The following is a 16,084-nucleotide window of genomic DNA, read 5'->3' as shown; positions in this document are numbered from 1 at the left end:
AATATCGATGAGCGATCGCAGCCTGCGTGGCATGCGCCTCGGCGCACAGTCCATGGAAACCGAGCAGGGCGTCGAGCCGGCACCCCGCCAGGAGATCGAGTACCGCACCGAAGATGGAGAGATCATGCGCGTGATGTTCTCCGCCGAGGCTGAAGTGCCCGCCACCTGGGTCTCCCCCACGGGCAAGGAGGGTCTGCGCGTCGATGTGGACCGTCCCGACGCCGAGCCGCAGAAGGCCGTCCGAAGTCACTGGGACATGCTGCTGGAGCGGCGCTCCACAGAGGACCTCGAGGTGATCCTCGAGGATCGACTCAAGCTGCTCCGGGAGCGCCGCGGCGAAGCCGCCTGACTCTCCGAAGTCCAGAGACAGACAGCGACGGCGTCCTCCCCACGTGGGGCGGACGCCGTCGCTGTCTGTCTCTGTGCCGGTTCAGCTGCCGGTCAGCCGGGACTTCAAGGTCCTGGCGCGCGCAGCCAGGCCCCACCGGGTCACGTTGATCATGGCCTCGGCGATGATGTCCGAGCTCATCTTCGAGACTCCCTGAGTGCGCTCGACGAAGGCGATCGGCACCTCGGCGATGGTCTTGCCCATAGTGGCCACCCGGAAGGTCATGTCCACCTGGAACCCGTATCCCACCGATTCAATGCTGCTGAGGTCAATCTCCTCGAGCACCGAGCGTCGGAAGACCCGGAAGCCTGCTGTGATGTCGCGGACCTTGAGGCCCAGCAGGGTGCGTGAATAGAGGCTGCCTGCCCGTGAGATCGCCACGCGATGCAGCGGCCAGTTCACCACCGAACCCCCGGGCACCCAGCGCGAGCCGATCACGAGGTCGGCCTCGTCGATCTTCGCCAACAGGCTCGGCAGCTGCTCGGGCTGGTGAGACCCGTCTGCATCGAGCTCGACGAGCACGTCGTAGCCGGCTTCGAGCCCCCAGCCGAATCCCGCGATATACGCCCCGCCCAGGCCGTTCTTGGAGGTGCGGTGCAGCACGTGGATCTGCCTATCCTGGCGGCTCAGCTCGTCTGCGAAATCGCCGGTTCCATCGGGGCTGTTGTCATCGACGATGAGCACGTCCGACTCCGGCACCGCAGCCCGAAGCCGCTCCACCGTGCCGGGCAGGGCGTCGATCTCGTTATAGGTGGGGATGATCGTCAAGATCTTCACGTGGTGTCTCAAGTCCTTTTCGGGGTAGATGGGACCGGTCCATGCCAGTCTATGGGAGCTCCGGCGGGGCCTTCAGCTGGTGGGCGGATGCACCTGATCGCCGTCGATCACCGTGGCGCGGAGCACCGGCAGCGTCTCGCCATCGAGGTACGGCAGCAGCGGCGTCCGCGCACGCACATCGGTGCTCCAGGCAGCGGTCCGGGAGTCCGGCGTCTGCACGGCCAGGGAGTCGACCTCCCAGACTCCGTAGGTCGCCCGCGACCCGGTGTCCAGCTGGGCGGAGGTGGCCGCAGTCCCGCTGGCCTCCGGCAGGGACCTGTACGCCCCCCGGGTCTGGGCGTTGAAGCCAGCCCGCACAGAGACCGGATCCTGCTCGTGGTGGACGTGGCGCGTCACCACCGCCCACGGGTTCTCCCCCGGTGCACCGACCGCACTGACCGGCACGCCGACGCTCAGCGCCGTGGCCAGGTGACCGTGGCCGCGGATCAGCACGTGGACTCCGGTGTTGAGCAGCGCCTCCCAATCCTGGCGATCTGCAGAGTCGAAGCCCACGAGCACGGTGGGCAGTCCGCCCGGAGTGCTTCGACGCTGTGCGCGCATCTCCGCGGTGGAGTCCACCAGCGCCGCCACCAGCTCGGCAGGGGTGGGAGCCTGGCTGTGCGTCGGGGCCGGTTCCCCGTCGGCCACGCGCAGGAGCAGCTGACGCTTTGCCTGGGTGGCGAGCAGTCGAACTTCAAGGAGCTGGTCCACGATCTCCCCGAGCGGCAGCTGCACCGCAGCGGGGCGGTCGAGCAGCAGATCCACCGGCTCGAGCATGGAAAAGAACCTGTCCAGGGCTGCCAGCGCATCTTCGGCATCGAGCAGACCCAGCCCGGTGAGCGTGACCACCGGGTAGGAGCGCACCGCGTGGGATGCCGCCGCAGAGAAGACAGCCTCCAGAGCGTCGGCGGCAGACGGCTCGCTCAGGCGTGTGGCGCTGAGCTCCACGTTGAGCCGCACGGCCCCACAGCCCAGGGCTGCCGCCGCATCGAGCACCTGCACCGCGGCGACGTCCAGTCCCCGGCCCTTCGCAGTGTCCGTCGCAGCGTCCGCCCCGGACGGGCCGTCACCCACGACGTCCGCCCAACCGACGAAGGCCGGTGCCACCAGAGTCCGGTCGAGGTCCTGGACCTCCAGGGCGGAGGCGTCGAAGGTCTCCGCCGTCTCCGCGGAGCCGACCCAGGCGATCAGCCCGTCTTCGACGAGCATGGCGTCCGCGTACGGCTCGGCGGGCGAGTGGATCGTGCCGTTGGTCAGCAGCCGCGCGGGGCGTGCGGCACCGTTGTCAATCATCTGTGGGCTCCTCCAGGTTCTGATAGGCCACGGAGGAGTATGCCACCACTCCCCGGCCGATGAGCTCCACTGCTTCATGGCAGCGCGCCGCCAGCTTCGCCGGGGTATGGGGGATCTTCGCGAGCTGGTCCAAGGTGTCGATGCACTGCTTGGTCCACCGCACGAAGTCCCCGGCGGCCAGCGGTGAATCGTTCAGCGCATTGCGCAGACTCTGGCCACCGGCCCAGGCGTACATCGGCAGGACGAGTCCGAGTTCCGGAGCCGCGGTGGGCTCGAGATGGTGGCGCTTCTCCAACGTCTCGAGTTCAGCATGAACCTCAATGCCGGTCTGGGCGGCCTGGGCGAGACGTCTGGTGGGCATGACGGGCATCGCGCCCTCGTCCTCACGCTTGGCCTGATAGACCAGAACGGTGACGAACGCGGCAAGCTCCTGGGCGGAGAGGGCCGAGAGCACGCCACGCTCCATGAGCAGCCCGGTGAAGAGGTCCCGCTCCCCGTAGATCCGTCGCAGCTGCTGCCCCCGGTCGGTGACGGCGAATTCTGCCGCGTACCACTCGTCGTCGGCGGATCCGGCATTCTGCGGGGATGGCGCTGCGACGGCGTCCTGGAGCAGCTCGGGCGGCCCGACCTGGGGCATGAGCTCGGGGTCCACCACTTCCATATGACCGAGTTCATGCAGGACCCCGCAGACGCGGTCGAAGATCTTCGCGATGGACCCGGTGCGCCGATCGATCTTGACCTTGAGCTGGTCGATCTCACGCTGGAGCTTCCACCCGCGCTCGGCCCAGCGCGCATGATCCTCCCGCTCGCTGCAGCCGTGGCAGGGGTGACGCCGCAGCTGCGCCAGCAGGTCTTCGAGCGATTCAGAGTCAGGCTCCTCCTCGACGAAGCCGAAGCCGGCGCTCGGAGCGCTGCTGCGGGCCGGAACCCGTTCATGCAGCGCAGCTCTCATCGAGGCGGCGAGATCACGTCGTACCTTGGGAACCTTCACCTGAGGCTTGCGCGGGAGTCGGATGCTGGAGATCACTTCGGGGGGCTGCCCGAAGTCCTCTGCGGTGACGTTGCGGAACTTGCCATCGGCGGTGATGACCCCAGGGCGGGGATCATGTTCGGGGGCGCTGTGCACCACGAGGGATTCCCCGAAGCCACGCTTGCCCTCCACCTCGATGATGTCCCCGGGCTGCAGGGCGGCCAGCACGCGGATGATCTCCCGGCGCCGCTGCCGGTGACGAGATTTGGCCTGGTCCTTCTCGGCCTCGTTGAGCCGGCGGCGCAGGGCGGCGTACTCCCGGAAATCGCCGAGGTGACACGTCATCGCCTCCTCATAGCCGGCGAGCGACGATTCGCGCTTGGCCACGTCCCGGGCGATGCCGACCACGGAGCGGTCTGCCTGGAACTGGGCGAAGGAGGATTCGAGGATCGTCCGGGCGCGACGTCGGCCGAACTGGGCGGTCAGGTTCACCGCCATGTTGTAGGAAGGCTTGAAGCTTGAATTCAGCGGGTAGGTGCGTTTGGACGCCAGCCCTGCGACCTGGCGCGGGTCCATGCCGGGCTGCCAGACGACGACGGCGTGGCCCTCCACGTCGATTCCGCGTCGACCGGCGCGACCGGTCAGCTGGGTGTACTCCCCCGGCGTGATGTCCACATGGGATTCGCCGTTGAACTTGTCCAGCTTCTCCAGCACCACGGTGCGCGCCGGCATGTTGATCCCCAGCGCCAGGGTCTCAGTGGCGAAGACGACCTTGAGCAGGCCTTCGGCGTACATGTCCTCGACGAGCTCCTTGAACGGAGGAAGCATGCCGGCATGGTGAGCGGCCACCCCGTTGATCAGGGCTTCGCGAAAGCTGTCGAACCCGAGGATCGAGAGGTCCTCGGCCGGCAGCTCCCAGCCCATCTGCTCCACCCGAGAGGTGATCTCCGCAGCTTCTTCGCGGGTGGTCAGCACGATGCCGGCATTGAGGCACTGTTCCACCGCCGCCTCACAGCCCACTCGCGAGAAGATGAAGCCGATGCAGGGCAGCAGACCTTCGCGATCCAGCGCGCGGATCATCTTCGGACGGTTCAGCCGGGGGCGGCCTGCGGCGGACCCGGAGATGCCCGAGACCTCCCCTCCCCCGCGCTTGCCGGCTGGACTGCTGCCCGACTGGCGACGCGGGTCTCCCCCGCGGGAGCGGTCCCCGGATCCGCGACCCGCCCCTCCGCTGGACCCACGGTGAGGTCCGCGGCCGCGTCCGTTGGCGCGAGAGCGGTTCCCGCCGCTGCGCCGGGACATCGGTGCCTGACTGTGGTGGGCCAGGCGCTGAAGCTCCGGATTGACCAGGGTGCCGGCGGCGCCGTCGTCCTCGGAGATGAAGAGGTCATGGAGCTGGTGGTCCACGAGCATGTGCTGGGTCAGCGGGACCGGGCGGTGTTCCGAGACGACCACCGAGGTCTCTCCGCGCACCGTGTCCAGCCACGCGCCGAACTCTTCGGCATTGGAGACCGTGGCCGAGAGGGCCGCGACCTGCACATGTTCGGGAAGGTGGATGATGACCTCTTCCCAGACGGCGCCACGGAACCGGTCCGCCAGATAATGCACCTCATCCATCACCACGTAGCCGAGATCTCGGAGGGTGGCAGAGTCCTGGTAGAGCATGTTGCGCAGCACCTCGGTGGTCATCACCACGATCTGCGCCTCGGAGTTGATCGACGTGTCGCCGGTCAGCAGTCCCACACGCTCGGTGCCGTGATCCTCCACCAGCTCCTGATACTTCTGGTTCGACAGGGCCTTGATCGGCGTCGTGTAGAAGGTCTTGGTGCCGTGGGCGAGGCCCAGGTGGACCGCGAACTCGCCCACGATGGTCTTGCCGGCCCCCGTGGGAGCCGCTACGAGCACGGCTCGACCCGCCTCGAGGTGGCGGCACGCCTGGAGCTGGAAGTCATCCAGGTCGAAGGCCTGGGACTGGCGGAAGACGCCGAGCTGAGACTTGGCCTCTGCTGCTCGTCGACGTGACTCTGCATAGCGCTCGGCCGGTGAACTCATGCCTCCAGCCTATGACATCGCCGCCGGGTGCAGATCCCGCTCGCACGGCGTGCATCGCCCTCTGCGGACCCGACCCTCGAGCTGGTTAGACTGCAGCGATGAGCACTGGTGGTTCCGCGCGACGGCAGATCCTTCTGGGAGCTCTGCTTCCCGCATTCATCTTCAGCATCGGTGTGGGAGCGATGATTCCGGTGCTGGCTCCCTTCGCGGTCCAGCGCGGCGCGACGCTGGCGGTCGCCGGGATCATCGCGGCCATGCTTCCGGTGGGGCAGATCCTCGCGGATCTGCCTGCTGGAGCCCTGGCGGCGAGAGTGGGCGATCGACGTGCCATGCTGCTCGCCTCGGGCGCGGCCGCGCTCGGCTTCCTGGCGGCGGGCCTCGCCCCCTCACTGATCACGCTGGGCATCGCGATTCTGCTGGTCGGAGCTGCCAACGCGGTCTTCCAGCTGGCCCGGCATTCTTACCTGACGCAGGTGACCCCGGTGCACCAGCGCGCCAGGGTCCTCTCCACCCTCGGCGGCGTGCACCGGATCGGACAGTTCATCGGTCCCTTCTTCGGGGCGGGAGTGATCGCCGTCGGTGACCTGCGTGCGGTGTTCCTGCTGGCGCTGCTCACCGCTCTCGCCGCAGGAGTCACCGTGGTCCTGGCCCCGGAGATGGAGCCCCGGCCGCTCCGCGCGGAGGGCCACGCGCGCAAGGGCTTCGGCGCCGTCATCACCGCGCACCGTGAGCTGCTGCTCACTCTGGGCATGGCGTCCATGCTGGTCGGAGCCGTACGCGGTGCCCGGCAGCAGGTGATCCCGCTGTGGGGCGAGCACATCGGACTGGATCCGACCGCGATCTCGCTGATCTATGGACTCGCAGGCGGGATCGACATGCTGCTGTTCTATCCCGCAGGCAAGATCATGGACCAGTTCGGGCGTCTCTGGATCGGGATCCCCTCCATGGTCGGCCTCGGCCTGGCGATGGTGCTGGTGCCGCTCAGCGACTCGGCGACCGGCCTGGCCCTCGTGGCGGTGCTTCTGGGCATCAGCAACGGCCTGGGTTCGGGGGTGATGATGACCATCGCCTCCGACATCGCCCCGCCCGAGGACCGGCCGCAGTTCCTCGGGGCCTGGCGGCTGCTGCAGGACCTCGGCATCGCGGCCGGACCGCTCACACTTGCCGCCGGCGCAGCGCTCGGCACGCTCGCCGGCGGCGTGTGGGTGGCAGCGGCCATGGGCCCACTGGCCAGCGCAGGTCTGCTGCGCTGGCTCCCGCGATACTCCGTGCACGCGAGCAGACGCACCCGTCGCCGCGCGGGACTGGATTAGCTGCGCCCGGGCGACCTCAGCCTGAGGTCACCGGCTCGAGCTGCCGGGACTCTTCGTCGCTGAACAGCCTCGACCTGATCATGAAGCGCAGTCCGGTGGGACCTTCGATGCTGAACCCGGCTCCCCTGCCAGGGGTGACATCGATGGTGATGTGCGTATGAGACCAGTACTGGAACTGGGCCTGGGAGATCCAGACCGGCACAGGCTCTGGTGTTCCCGGCTCCAACCGGCCCAGCAGCACATCTGCTGGGCCGGTCAGGAACGTGCCCTGAGTGAAGCACATGGGCGCAGAACCATCGCAGCATCCTCCCGACTGGTGGAACATCAGCGGTTTGCCATGGCTCTCCCGCAGCTTCCGCAGCAGCTCGGCCGCGGCCTCGGTCACGGCGATGCGTGCAACACTCATGATCTCTCCTCTAGAAGAATCCCAGTTTGTCTTCGCTGTAGCTGACCAGCATGTTCTTCGTCTGCTGGTAGTGCGAGAGCATCATCAGATGATTCTCCCGGCCGATCCCGGAGTTCTTGTATCCGCCGAAGGCAGCATGCGCCGGATACTGGTGATAGCAGTTCGTCCAGACGCGCCCCGCCTGAATGTCCCGCCCGGCCCGGTAGGAGATGTTCGCCTCGCGTGACCAGACGCCGGCGCCCAGGCCGTAGAGCGTGTCGTTGGCGATCTGGATGCCTTCGGCGTAGTCCTTGAACTCGGTGACCGAGACGACGGGACCGAAGATCTCCTCCTGAAAGACCCGCATGGAGTTCGAACCCTTGAAGATGGTCGGCTGCACGTAGTACCCCTCAGCGAGATCTCCGCCCAGATCAGCGCGACTGCCGCCGGTGAGCACCTCCGCTCCCTCCTGCTGTCCGATGTCGATGTAGCTGAGGATCTTCTCCAGCTGATCGTTGCTGGCCTGGGCGCCCACCTGCATGTCGGTGTCCAGCGGGTTGCCCTGCTTGACCATCTTGGTGCGCTCCACCGCGTCGCCGAGGAACTGCTCGTAGATGCTGGACTGGATCAGCGCCCTGGACGGGCAGGTGCAGACCTCACCCTGGTTCAGCGCGAACATGGTGAAGCCCTCCAGCGCCTTGTCGTAGAAGGCGTCATCTTCGCGTGCCACGTCGGCGAAGAAGAGATTCGGGCTCTTGCCCCCGAGCTCCAGGGTCATCGGAATCAGATTCTGCGAGGCATACTGCATGATCAGGCGTCCGGTGGTGGTCTCCCCGGTGAAAGCGATCTTGCGGATCCTCGGGCTCGAGGCCAGTGGAGCACCGGCCTCGGCGCCGAAGCCGTTGACCACGTTGAGCACACCGGCCGGCAGCAGGTCACCGATCAGCTCCATCAGCACCAGGATCGATGCCGGTGTCTGTTCGGCCGGCTTGAGCACGACGGCGTTGCCCGCCGAGATGGCCGGGGCGAGCTTCCACGTCGCCATCAGGATCGGGAAGTTCCATGGAATGATCTGTCCGACGACGCCGAGGGGCTCATGGAAGTGGTAGGCGACCGTGTCGCCGTCGATCTCGCTGATGCCGCCTTCCTGGGCCCTGATGGCTCCGGCGAAGTAGCGGAAGTGGTCCACCGCAAGCGGCAGGTCCGCCGCGAGAGTCTCCCGCACGGGCTTGCCGTTCTCCCAGGTCTCGGCCACGGCCAGCATCTCGAGGTTTGCTTCGATCCGATCCGCGATCTTGTTGAGCACCACCGCCCGCTCCGCCACCGATGTCTTTCCCCAGGCCGGGGCCGCGCGATGGGCCGCGTCCAGCGCGAGCTCGATGTCTTCCGCGGTGGAGCGCGGCACCTCGGTGAAGGTCTTTCCGGTGACCGGTGATGGATTCTTGAAGTACTCGCCCTTCACCGGCGGAACCCACTCACCCCCGATGTAGTTCTCGTAGCGCGGCTTGAAGCTCAGCAGACCACCTTCGGTCCCTGGCTGTGCATAGATGCTCATGAGTCTTCCCTTCGTCTCGGCACTGCTCGCGAGACCCACACCATGAGGTGATGTGGATCACATACTCCACAGCGTAGACCTGAAGAGGTTGCATGAAGGTTGCAGGACTAGACTGTGATCGAGACCACAGAAGACGAGCACGAGGAGCTGCCATGCAGGCTCTGCCCACAGAGCCAAACACCTGGTCCAGCCTGCCCCCCGTGCTGCGGGAATCCTGGCGGCGATCGGCACAGAAGGTCCAGGATCCGGTGCGTGCTCTGCCTCCGATCGAACTCGACGGTGCAGAGCTGGCCAGCCACCGCCGCACTCACCCGTTGGGCCTCGTGCTGCCGGTGCTGCGTCGATTGCTCGTGCAACCGGCTGCTGAGGCCGGTCTGATCGTGGCGATCGGAGATGCGCGCGGGCGGCTGCTCTGGGTCGATGGAGCTCGTGAGACGCTGCGCCAGGGAGAGCGCTCGGGCTTTCAGCCTGGGGCCAACTGGTCCGAGCAGGCGATCGGCACCTCGGCACCTGGGCTCGCGCTTGCCACGGGCGGCGGTGTCCAGGTGCATCGCGAACAGCACTTCTCCTACACCGCGCACCGCTTCTCCTGCTCGGCGGCCCCGGTGCACCACCCAGGCACTGGGGAGCTGCTGGGGGTGGTGGATCTGACGGGTGGGGACCACGCCGTGGCAGTGCACTCACTGCCGCTGCTCTGGGCGGCGATCTCCGCGGCGCAGGCACAGCTCCGGCTGATTCCCGTGGAGCCCTCCCCCATCCGATTGGCCGCCCTGGGTCGACAGGCTGCGACGCTGAGCATCTCCGGCTCGGAGCAGCCCTTGGGTCTCCGCCACGCCGAGATCCTGTTCCTGCTCGGCTGGCACAGACAGCAACGTCGAGGCCAAGGGCTCTCCGCCGAGGAGCTGGCGGAGCTGCTCTTTGGTGAGCCTGCGCATGAGGTCGCGGTGCGGGCTGAACTGGTGAGGCTGCGTCGACTGCTGCTGAGCCGGGGTTCGACCCCGCTCGCGCTGCTCTCCCGGCCCTACCGGCTGAGCGCACCGGTGCAGCTGGATGCCCACGAGGTCAGAGCGGCGCTCATCGCGGGTGACCATCAGCGTGCGCTGGAGATCTACTCCGGAGAGCTGCTGCCCGGAAGCGAGGCTCCTGGGGTGCTGCGCGTGCGCCGTGAGCTCTCCACGCAGCTGCGCGAGAGCATTCTCTCCGACGGAACCGGCGAGGACCTCTGGCGGTACCTGCAGCTGCCTGAGGCAGCGGAGGACCAGGAGGCGATCAGGCTCGCCCTTCGGCTGCTTCCCCCTGCGGCGCCCGAGCGAGCCGCACTCATCGCCGGGGTGGAAAGCAGCGCGGCGTCGTAGACTTCCCGCTATGCCCGAGCACGCCGAGTCCTACACCGTGCTGCGACGCGGTGCGCAGATCCATCATGAGATCGAGCGGAAACGCTCCCGCTTCGTGACAGTGCTGCGGCGCGTCGAGACGCCCGAGGACGCGCAGCACGTGCTGTCCGAGCTGCGCCAGGCGAACCCCACGGCGCGACACCACTGCAGCGCGTGGGTCATCGGGCCCGAGCGTTCGGTCCAGCGCGGCCAGGACGACGGTGAACCCTCCGGCACCGCGGGCGCCCCCATGCTCGCGGCACTGCTGAAGTCCGAGATGCCCAGCGGGGCTGCTGACCTGAGTGACGTCCTTGCCGTGGTGATCCGCTGGTTCGGGGGCACCTTGCTGGGCGCCGGCGGGCTGGTGAGCGCCTATTCGGACTCGATCCTCGAGACCCTCCGCACGAGTGGCGAGCAGGGAGACATGGTCACGCGCAGAAGCATGCAGCGCTTCGAGGTCGCTGCTCCCATCGCTGAGGTGGGGCGGTGGGAGAATGAGTTCCGGGTGCTCGGCGCCCACGTGCTGGGCACCGACTACAGTCCTGACGGCTCTGCGGCGCGGCTGCTGGTCGCGGTGCAGGACAGCACGCCGCAGGTCGCCGAGCTGCACAGACATGTGGCAAGCCTGAGCTCAGGAGCTGCGGTGCCTGTGGCGGCGGGGCAGCACTGGACCGATCTGGGTGGACCCTGAGCACGGTCTCTAGGTGTCGAAGCTCGTCGTGGGGGTCGCGCGACCCACGGAGGACACCAGCTCCTCGGCGAGCACCCGCAGCTTCACGTTGCGGTGACTGGAGGCCTGGCGGAGGATTCCGAAGGCCTCGTCCTGGCTGCAGCGGTTCTGCGCCATGACAACCCCTATGGCGATATCGATGGCGGTCCGTGATTGCATCGCCGCCTGAAGGTGCTCCACATTCTCCGAGTACGCGGCCAGACGCAGCGCGATGACCCCGACCTTGGACGCGAGATCGGCGTAGCGGCGAGCGGCAGCGATCTCCGCCGGCCCAAAAGCTTCGGGCGTGCTCGTGTAGAGGTTCATGGCGGCTCGGGCCTCAGACTGCAGCGTGAGCGGCATGGCGAGCACGCTGCGCATGCCGAACTTCCGCACCGCATCCATATATCCCGGCCACCGCTGCTCGGAGCGCACATCTGCCACGCTGATCACCGTGTTGGTGCGCTGAGCCTCGAGGCACGGGCCCTCGTCGAACCCGGCCTGAACCTCATCGAGCCGCTCCGCCTCGGGGCTGCTCGCGGCCACCACCACGTTGCGCTTGGACCGGTCAAGAATGATGCCGCAGAGCACCGGCTGACTTCCGCTGAATCGCTCTGCCGTCGCTTCTGCCAGACCGCGGAGGAAGCTCGAGATGTCACTGTCACCCTGGATGAGCGCCTGCAGGTCGGCTGAGACGTTGAGCTCAGCGGCCTCGGTGTCGATGGCGTCCAGGACAGCGTCGTCGACGGTATCTGTGTTCATAGTCGCCTCGCTCAGCGTGGGCTTGGTGCTCATCGGTTCTCCGATCCGACGGGGCATGGTGCGCTCGAGCGCAGCATCACATTGGAGTTTACTCGACACCGACGGCGCGATGTCCTCGGCCCTGCAGAGCTGACGGCTGCGGAGTCGAGGAGCCGAGCCTGAGCCCTTCTCCCCCAGAAGGCCGATGACTACACTGAGGAACGAGTTCAGCAGTGGGCTCGCCTCATCACTCTCAGGAGCAGACATGAGACGACCACTGCTAGGCGCGCCGCAGGGCATCGCAGTTTCACCCCGCACCGCCCTTCGCTCGCCGGGCGAGATCGAAGCAGACGCGGCACGCCACTACCCGTCGAGGAGAGTGGACATGTCCGAGATCGACGAGATCATGGCCCCACTGGGAGCCACCATTCTGGGAACCAGATCGCTGGCCGATGCGGCCCGAGTGCTGGAACATTCCGAGACCGCCGTCGTGCTGAATCTCTCCTACCGTGCGATCGGTCTGATCACTCGAGCGGATCTCACTCGGCTGCAGGAGCAGGACCCCCACGGCTGGCCGAGAAAACGCTGCGCGGGGGTGGTGCACCCCGGCGATCAGCCCGTTCAGCGCAGCACTTCGATTCGGGAGCTTCTGCTGAACTCCCGGCTGGACTCCACGCGCCCGCTGCTGGTCCTTGACCACGAGGAGCCTGCTGGGATCGTCCACCCGGAGGCCATCAGCGCCTGGCGGGCGAAGGCTCAGCCCATCAGCGGCGAGCCGATGAAGGGATCCACCCACAGCCCGATGAACAGCAGGGTGAGGTAGAGGATCGACAGGTGGAAGACCTTCATGGCCTTCTTGTCGGTGAGGGTCCCGTCTCCTGCCTGACGATGCAGGGCGTGGGCCTCGAAGATGAACCAGGCGCCGGCCGCGAGGGCGAAGGCCGTGTAAGTGATGCCGGCCCAGCCCATAGGGATCAGCAGCAGCGAGCACATCACGGTGGCCCAGGCGTAGAGCACCACCTGGACCGAGACCGTCTGGGCCGTCGCGATGGCGCCCAGCATGGGCACGTGGGCGGTCTGGTAGTCCGTGCGGTACTTCATCGACAGCGGCCAGTAGTGCGGGGGCGTCCACAGGAAGATCACCACGAACAGCACCACTGCAGGCCATTCCAGGGTCTCTCTGACCGCAGCCCAGGCGATGACCACGGGGAAGCACCCCGCGATGCCGCCCCAGATGATGTTCTGTTCGGTCCGTCGCTTCAGAATCATGGTGTAGACGACGACGTAGAAGAAGATGGCGGCGGCGCCGAGACCTGCCGCCAGCGGGTTGGTGCCGAACCACAGCACGACGATCGATGCGACGCCCAGCGCGGAGGCAAAGATGAGTGCCTCGCGAGGACTGAGCTCTCCGGTCACCAGCGGACGCTTCTTGGTGCGGTTCATCAACTTGTCCATATCGCGATCGATATAGCAGTTGAATGCCCCCGCCGACCCGGCGGCCATCGCACCGCCCACCAGGGTGGCCAGGGCCAGCCAGAAGCTTGGGACGCCCTGTTGGGCGAAGAACATCGTGGGCAGGGTGGTGACCAGAAGCAGCTCGATGACGCGCGGTTTGGTCAGCGACCAGTAGGCGGCCACCTTGCGTCGCCATCGAGGCTGCTCAACCGCCGCGCCATCGGCTGCGGGGGCGGCATCGCCGGTCGGGGCGACAGAAGTCTGTTGGGTCACGTCTCAGCTCACATTGGGGTCAAGGTGCACTCGTCGTCGTCGTTCAGTGTACCGGTCGCGGAGGGGGGCATCAGGGCCAACCAGCCTATTGCACGAATTATTTCTACACGCGGTAGAACTATACGCGCAGGAGGTCTCGCGTGGGACAGGGAGCCGGCGTTGGCGCAGCGGGCGGCCTCACGCGTCGATCCGCTCGCGATCCAGCGCCTGCGAGCCTTCAATGATGAAGTCCTTTCGCGGAGCGACCACAGACCCCATGAGCAGGTCGAAGACCCGTTCTGCAGCCTCGGCGTCCTGGACCCTGATGCGTCGCAGCGCTCGGTGCTCCGGGTCCATGGTGGTCTCGGAGAGCTGATCAGCGTCCATCTCCCCCAGCCCCTTATAGCGCTGGATGGGCTCCTTGTAGTTGAGGTTCTGCTCTTCCAGCTCAGCCAGCAGGCGGTTCAGCTCCGCCTCGGAGTAGGTGTACTTGACCTCGTTCGCTCGGCGACCGGGGTGGATGACCTCCACCCGGTGCAGCGGTGGGACCGCGGCGAAGACTCGTCCGGCCTCGATCATGGGCCGCATGTAGCGGAAGAAGAGGGTCAGCAGCAGCGTGCGGATGTGGGCACCGTCGACGTCGGCATCGGTCATCAGCACCACTTTGCCGTAGCGAGCGGCCTCGATGTCGAAGCTGCGTCCCGAGCCCGCGCCGATGACCTGCAGCAGCGCTGCGCATTCGGTGTTCGAGAGCATGTCCGCCACGGAGGCCTTCTGGACATTGAGGATCTTGCCGCGGATGGGCAGCAGCGCCTGGAAGTCTGAGGACCGCGCAAGCTTGGCGGTGCCCAGAGCGGAGTCGCCCTCGACGATGAACAGCTCGGTGTCCGCGACCCCCTTGGAGCGGCACTCGACGAGCTTCGCCGGCATCGAAGAGGTCTCCAGCGCATTTTTCCGACGCTGAGTCTCCTTGTGCATCCTGGCCGAGATGCGGGACTTCATCTCGGCGACGACCTTCTCCAGCACCGCAGAGGCCTGCTGCTTGTCTCCGCGCTTCGTGGAGGCAAGCCGTGATTCCAGCTCCTTGCTGACCACGCGGGAGACGATCTGGCGGGCGGCGGGCGTGCCGAGGATCTCCTTCGTCTGACCCTCGAACTGGGGTTCGGCGATGCGCACGGTGACCACGGCGGTCAGTCCGGCCAGGACGTCGTCCTTCTCCAGCTTGTCGCTGCCGGCCTTGAGCCGCCGGGCATTGGCCTCCACGGTCTTGCGCAGGCTCTTCAGCAGAGCCTGCTCGAACCCGTTCAGGTGGGTGCCGCCTTTGGGGGTGGCGATGATGTTGACGAAGCTGCGCACCGTGGTCTCGTAGCCGATCCCCCAGCGCAGCGCGATGTCGACCTCACAGTCTCGTTCCACGTCCTGCATGTGGCTGCGCCCGTCCTCGGCGAGCACGGGGATGCGTTCGGTGAACTTGCCATGTCCCTGGATGCGCCAGATATCGGTGACCGAGGCGTCGCTGGAGAGGTGCTCGGCGAACTCGCTGATCCCGCCGTCGTACTGGAAGACCTCTTCCAGCGGTTCTGCGCCGCGCTCGTCGCGCACGGTGATCCGCAGTCCCGGAACGAGGAACGCCGTCTGGCGCGCCCGGTTGGCGATCTCGGTGTCGTCGAAGCCGGCGTCGGACGTGAAGATCTGCCGGTCCGACCAGTAGCGGATGGTGGTGCCGGTGACGCCACGTTTGGCCTTGCCCACCACGTCCAGCGGGGAACCCTCCGCAGCGGGGGTGAACTCCGCGTCGGGGTCTGGTCTCGCGCCGGCAAAGACACCAGGCTCTCCGCGTCGGAACGAGAGCTGGTGGACCTTGCCGCCTCGGGTGACCTGGGCGTCCAGACGGGCCGAGAGGGCGTTGACCACCGAGGCGCCGACTCCGTGCAGTCCGCCGACGGCGTTGTAGGAGCCCCCGCCGAACTTTCCCCCGGCGTGGAGCTTGGTGAAGACCACCTCCAGTCCAGAGAGCCCTGTGCGCGGTTCGATGTCCACGGGGATACCGCGGCCGTCGTCGCTGACCTCGACGGAGTCGTCCGGATGCAGGGTGATCGAGATCGTGGAGGCGTGGCCGGCCAGCGCCTCATCCACCGAGTTGTCGATGATCTCCCAGAGGCAGTGCATCAGACCGCGCGAGTCCGTGGAGCCGATGTACATGCCGGGACGCTTGCGGACAGCCTCTAGGCCTTCCAGCACCGATAGGTGCCGGGCGTCGTACTCGGAGCGCTTGGCCACGCAGTGTCCTCCTGTGGATGGGGGTGGATGTCTCATATCGTAGTGGCGCGTCGAGCCACGGCGGCGCAGAAGCACCGCAGCCGCTACGCGCACAGCGAAAGCTCGCCGCTTCTGGGCCGTTCCTGCGAATGAAACGGCGCGCTTCGTGGTTCTATGGAACACCAAGAGATCCTGAAGCGGGAGATCCCGCTCGGCGGACCTCTGGAGCATTCACCCTGAGGAGGCGAAGAGCATGACCGGAACAACTGGCACCCTGGAAAATCAGCCGACAACCCTGACTGCCCTTGACCGTTGCGACCGCTGCGGGGCACAGGCCTATGTGCGAGCGGCCCTGCCGTCCGGCGTTCTGCTCTTCTGCAACCACCACGCACGGCAGGTCGAGGATTCACTGCGGCCGAAGACCGTCGAGTGGATCGACGAGTCGGATCGACTGGCGACCGCCAAGTAGGTCCAGACACAGACCGGGCGGCCCTGTCACGCAGTGCCGCTCGGGAGCCTCACG

14 protein-coding genes are annotated in these 16,084 nt (G+C 66.9%); 6 read left to right on the top strand and 8 right to left on the bottom strand.

Features of this window, described 5'->3' with window-relative positions:
• The first annotated feature begins 7 nt into the window (after window positions 1–7).
• A complete protein-coding gene (locus H4W26_RS01595; protein WP_192590432.1) occupies window positions 8–349 on the top strand; it encodes an RNA polymerase-binding protein RbpA in 342 nt (113 codons plus the stop codon).
• Between the two features lie 81 nt (window positions 350–430).
• Here the strand turns inward: H4W26_RS01595 and H4W26_RS01590 are convergent, their stop codons facing one another.
• The 3 genes from H4W26_RS01590 to H4W26_RS01580 form a co-directional block, all read right to left on the bottom strand.
• Window positions 431–1,165: a polyprenol monophosphomannose synthase gene (locus H4W26_RS01590; protein WP_192590431.1), complete on the bottom strand. Its 735-nt coding sequence runs from the start codon at window positions 1,163–1,165 to the stop codon at window positions 431–433.
• Between the two features lie 72 nt (window positions 1,166–1,237).
• Entirely contained in the window at window positions 1,238–2,497 is a 1,260-nt protein-coding gene (locus H4W26_RS01585) for a hypothetical protein (RefSeq protein ID WP_192590430.1), read from the bottom strand.
• Window positions 2,490–5,519 carry a DEAD/DEAH box helicase gene (locus H4W26_RS01580; protein WP_192590429.1) on the bottom strand — a complete coding sequence of 1,010 codons (3,030 nt, stop codon included), beginning with the start codon at window positions 5,517–5,519 and terminating at the stop codon, window positions 2,490–2,492. Before H4W26_RS01580 ends, H4W26_RS01585 begins: the two co-directional genes overlap by 8 nt.
• A 98-nt stretch (window positions 5,520–5,617) precedes the next feature.
• Between H4W26_RS01580 and H4W26_RS01575 the strand changes: the two genes are divergently transcribed.
• Window positions 5,618–6,832: an MFS transporter gene (locus tag H4W26_RS01575; RefSeq protein ID WP_192590428.1), complete on the top strand. Its 1,215-nt coding sequence runs from the start codon at window positions 5,618–5,620 to the stop codon at window positions 6,830–6,832.
• Between the two features lie 16 nt (window positions 6,833–6,848).
• On the opposite strand, the gene H4W26_RS01570 is transcribed toward H4W26_RS01575, so the two are convergent.
• On the bottom strand, window positions 6,849–7,238 hold the full coding sequence (locus H4W26_RS01570) for a DUF779 domain-containing protein (protein ID WP_192590427.1): 390 nt from the start codon (window positions 7,236–7,238) through the stop codon (window positions 6,849–6,851).
• A 10-nt stretch (window positions 7,239–7,248) separates the two neighbouring features.
• Entirely contained in the window at window positions 7,249–8,772 is a 1,524-nt protein-coding gene (gene adh / locus H4W26_RS01565) for an aldehyde dehydrogenase (RefSeq protein WP_192590426.1), read from the bottom strand.
• 152 nt (window positions 8,773–8,924) lie between these two features.
• Between adh and H4W26_RS01560 the strand changes: the two genes are divergently transcribed.
• Window positions 8,925–10,127 carry a sigma-54-dependent transcriptional regulator family protein gene (locus H4W26_RS01560; protein WP_192590425.1) on the top strand — a complete coding sequence of 401 codons (1,203 nt, stop codon included), beginning with the start codon at window positions 8,925–8,927 and terminating at the stop codon, window positions 10,125–10,127.
• Between the two features lie 10 nt (window positions 10,128–10,137).
• Window positions 10,138–10,836, top strand: a complete 699-nt coding sequence (locus tag H4W26_RS01555) for an IMPACT family protein (RefSeq protein ID WP_192590424.1) — start codon at window positions 10,138–10,140, stop codon at window positions 10,834–10,836.
• Between the two features lie 9 nt (window positions 10,837–10,845).
• On the opposite strand, the gene H4W26_RS01550 is transcribed toward H4W26_RS01555, so the two are convergent.
• On the bottom strand, window positions 10,846–11,649 hold the full coding sequence (locus tag H4W26_RS01550; protein ID WP_192590423.1) for a GAF and ANTAR domain-containing protein: 804 nt from the start codon (window positions 11,647–11,649) through the stop codon (window positions 10,846–10,848).
• Window positions 11,650–11,860: 211 nt separating this feature from the next.
• On the opposite strand from H4W26_RS01550, the gene H4W26_RS01545 reads away from it, so the two are divergent.
• Window positions 11,861–12,418 carry a hypothetical protein gene (locus H4W26_RS01545; RefSeq protein ID WP_192590422.1) on the top strand — a complete coding sequence of 186 codons (558 nt, stop codon included), beginning with the start codon at window positions 11,861–11,863 and terminating at the stop codon, window positions 12,416–12,418.
• Here the strand turns inward: H4W26_RS01545 and H4W26_RS01540 are convergent.
• A complete protein-coding gene (locus tag H4W26_RS01540; protein WP_192590421.1) occupies window positions 12,352–13,323 on the bottom strand; it encodes a heme o synthase in 972 nt (323 codons plus the stop codon). The two genes, H4W26_RS01545 and H4W26_RS01540, sit on opposite strands and share 67 nt — an antisense overlap.
• A gap of 177 nt (window positions 13,324–13,500) precedes the next feature.
• The gene (locus tag H4W26_RS01535; protein ID WP_192590420.1) at window positions 13,501–15,582 is read right to left on the bottom strand and encodes a DNA gyrase/topoisomerase IV subunit B; all 2,082 of its coding nucleotides are present in this window, start codon (window positions 15,580–15,582) and stop codon (window positions 13,501–13,503) included.
• A gap of 232 nt (window positions 15,583–15,814) precedes the next feature.
• Between H4W26_RS01535 and H4W26_RS01530 the strand changes: the two genes are divergently transcribed.
• Window positions 15,815–16,030, top strand: a complete 216-nt coding sequence (locus H4W26_RS01530; RefSeq protein WP_192590419.1) for a DUF7455 domain-containing protein — start codon at window positions 15,815–15,817, stop codon at window positions 16,028–16,030.
• Window positions 16,031–16,084 lie beyond the last annotated feature (54 nt).

The sequence above is a fragment of the Nesterenkonia halotolerans genome, from assembly GCF_014874065.1.
Lineage (GTDB): Bacteria > Actinomycetota > Actinomycetes > Actinomycetales > Micrococcaceae > Nesterenkonia > Nesterenkonia halotolerans.
This window is presented reverse-complemented; position numbering and strand designations above follow the sequence as displayed.

What these genes read in the sequence shown, in the direction of transcription:
- H4W26_RS01585 (WP_192590430.1), bottom strand. Translation starts at nt 2,497, where the DNA reads ATGATTGACAACGGTGCCGCACGCCCCGCGCGGCTGCTGACCAACGGC.
- adh (WP_192590426.1), bottom strand. Translation starts at nt 8,772, where the DNA reads ATGAGCATCTATGCACAGCCAGGGACCGAAGGTGGTCTGCTGAGCTTC.
- H4W26_RS01575 (WP_192590428.1), top strand. Translation starts at nt 5,618, where the DNA reads ATGAGCACTGGTGGTTCCGCGCGACGGCAGATCCTTCTGGGAGCTCTG.
- H4W26_RS01560 (WP_192590425.1), top strand. Translation starts at nt 8,925, where the DNA reads ATGCAGGCTCTGCCCACAGAGCCAAACACCTGGTCCAGCCTGCCCCCC.
- H4W26_RS01570 (WP_192590427.1), bottom strand. Translation starts at nt 7,238, where the DNA reads ATGAGTGTTGCACGCATCGCCGTGACCGAGGCCGCGGCCGAGCTGCTG.
- H4W26_RS01545 (WP_192590422.1), top strand. Translation starts at nt 11,861, where the DNA reads ATGAGACGACCACTGCTAGGCGCGCCGCAGGGCATCGCAGTTTCACCC.
- H4W26_RS01530 (WP_192590419.1), top strand. Translation starts at nt 15,815, where the DNA reads ATGACCGGAACAACTGGCACCCTGGAAAATCAGCCGACAACCCTGACT.
- H4W26_RS01595 (WP_192590432.1), top strand. Translation starts at nt 8, where the DNA reads ATGAGCGATCGCAGCCTGCGTGGCATGCGCCTCGGCGCACAGTCCATG.
- H4W26_RS01550 (WP_192590423.1), bottom strand. Translation starts at nt 11,649, where the DNA reads ATGAGCACCAAGCCCACGCTGAGCGAGGCGACTATGAACACAGATACC.
- H4W26_RS01580 (WP_192590429.1), bottom strand. Translation starts at nt 5,519, where the DNA reads ATGAGTTCACCGGCCGAGCGCTATGCAGAGTCACGTCGACGAGCAGCA.
- H4W26_RS01555 (WP_192590424.1), top strand. Translation starts at nt 10,138, where the DNA reads ATGCCCGAGCACGCCGAGTCCTACACCGTGCTGCGACGCGGTGCGCAG.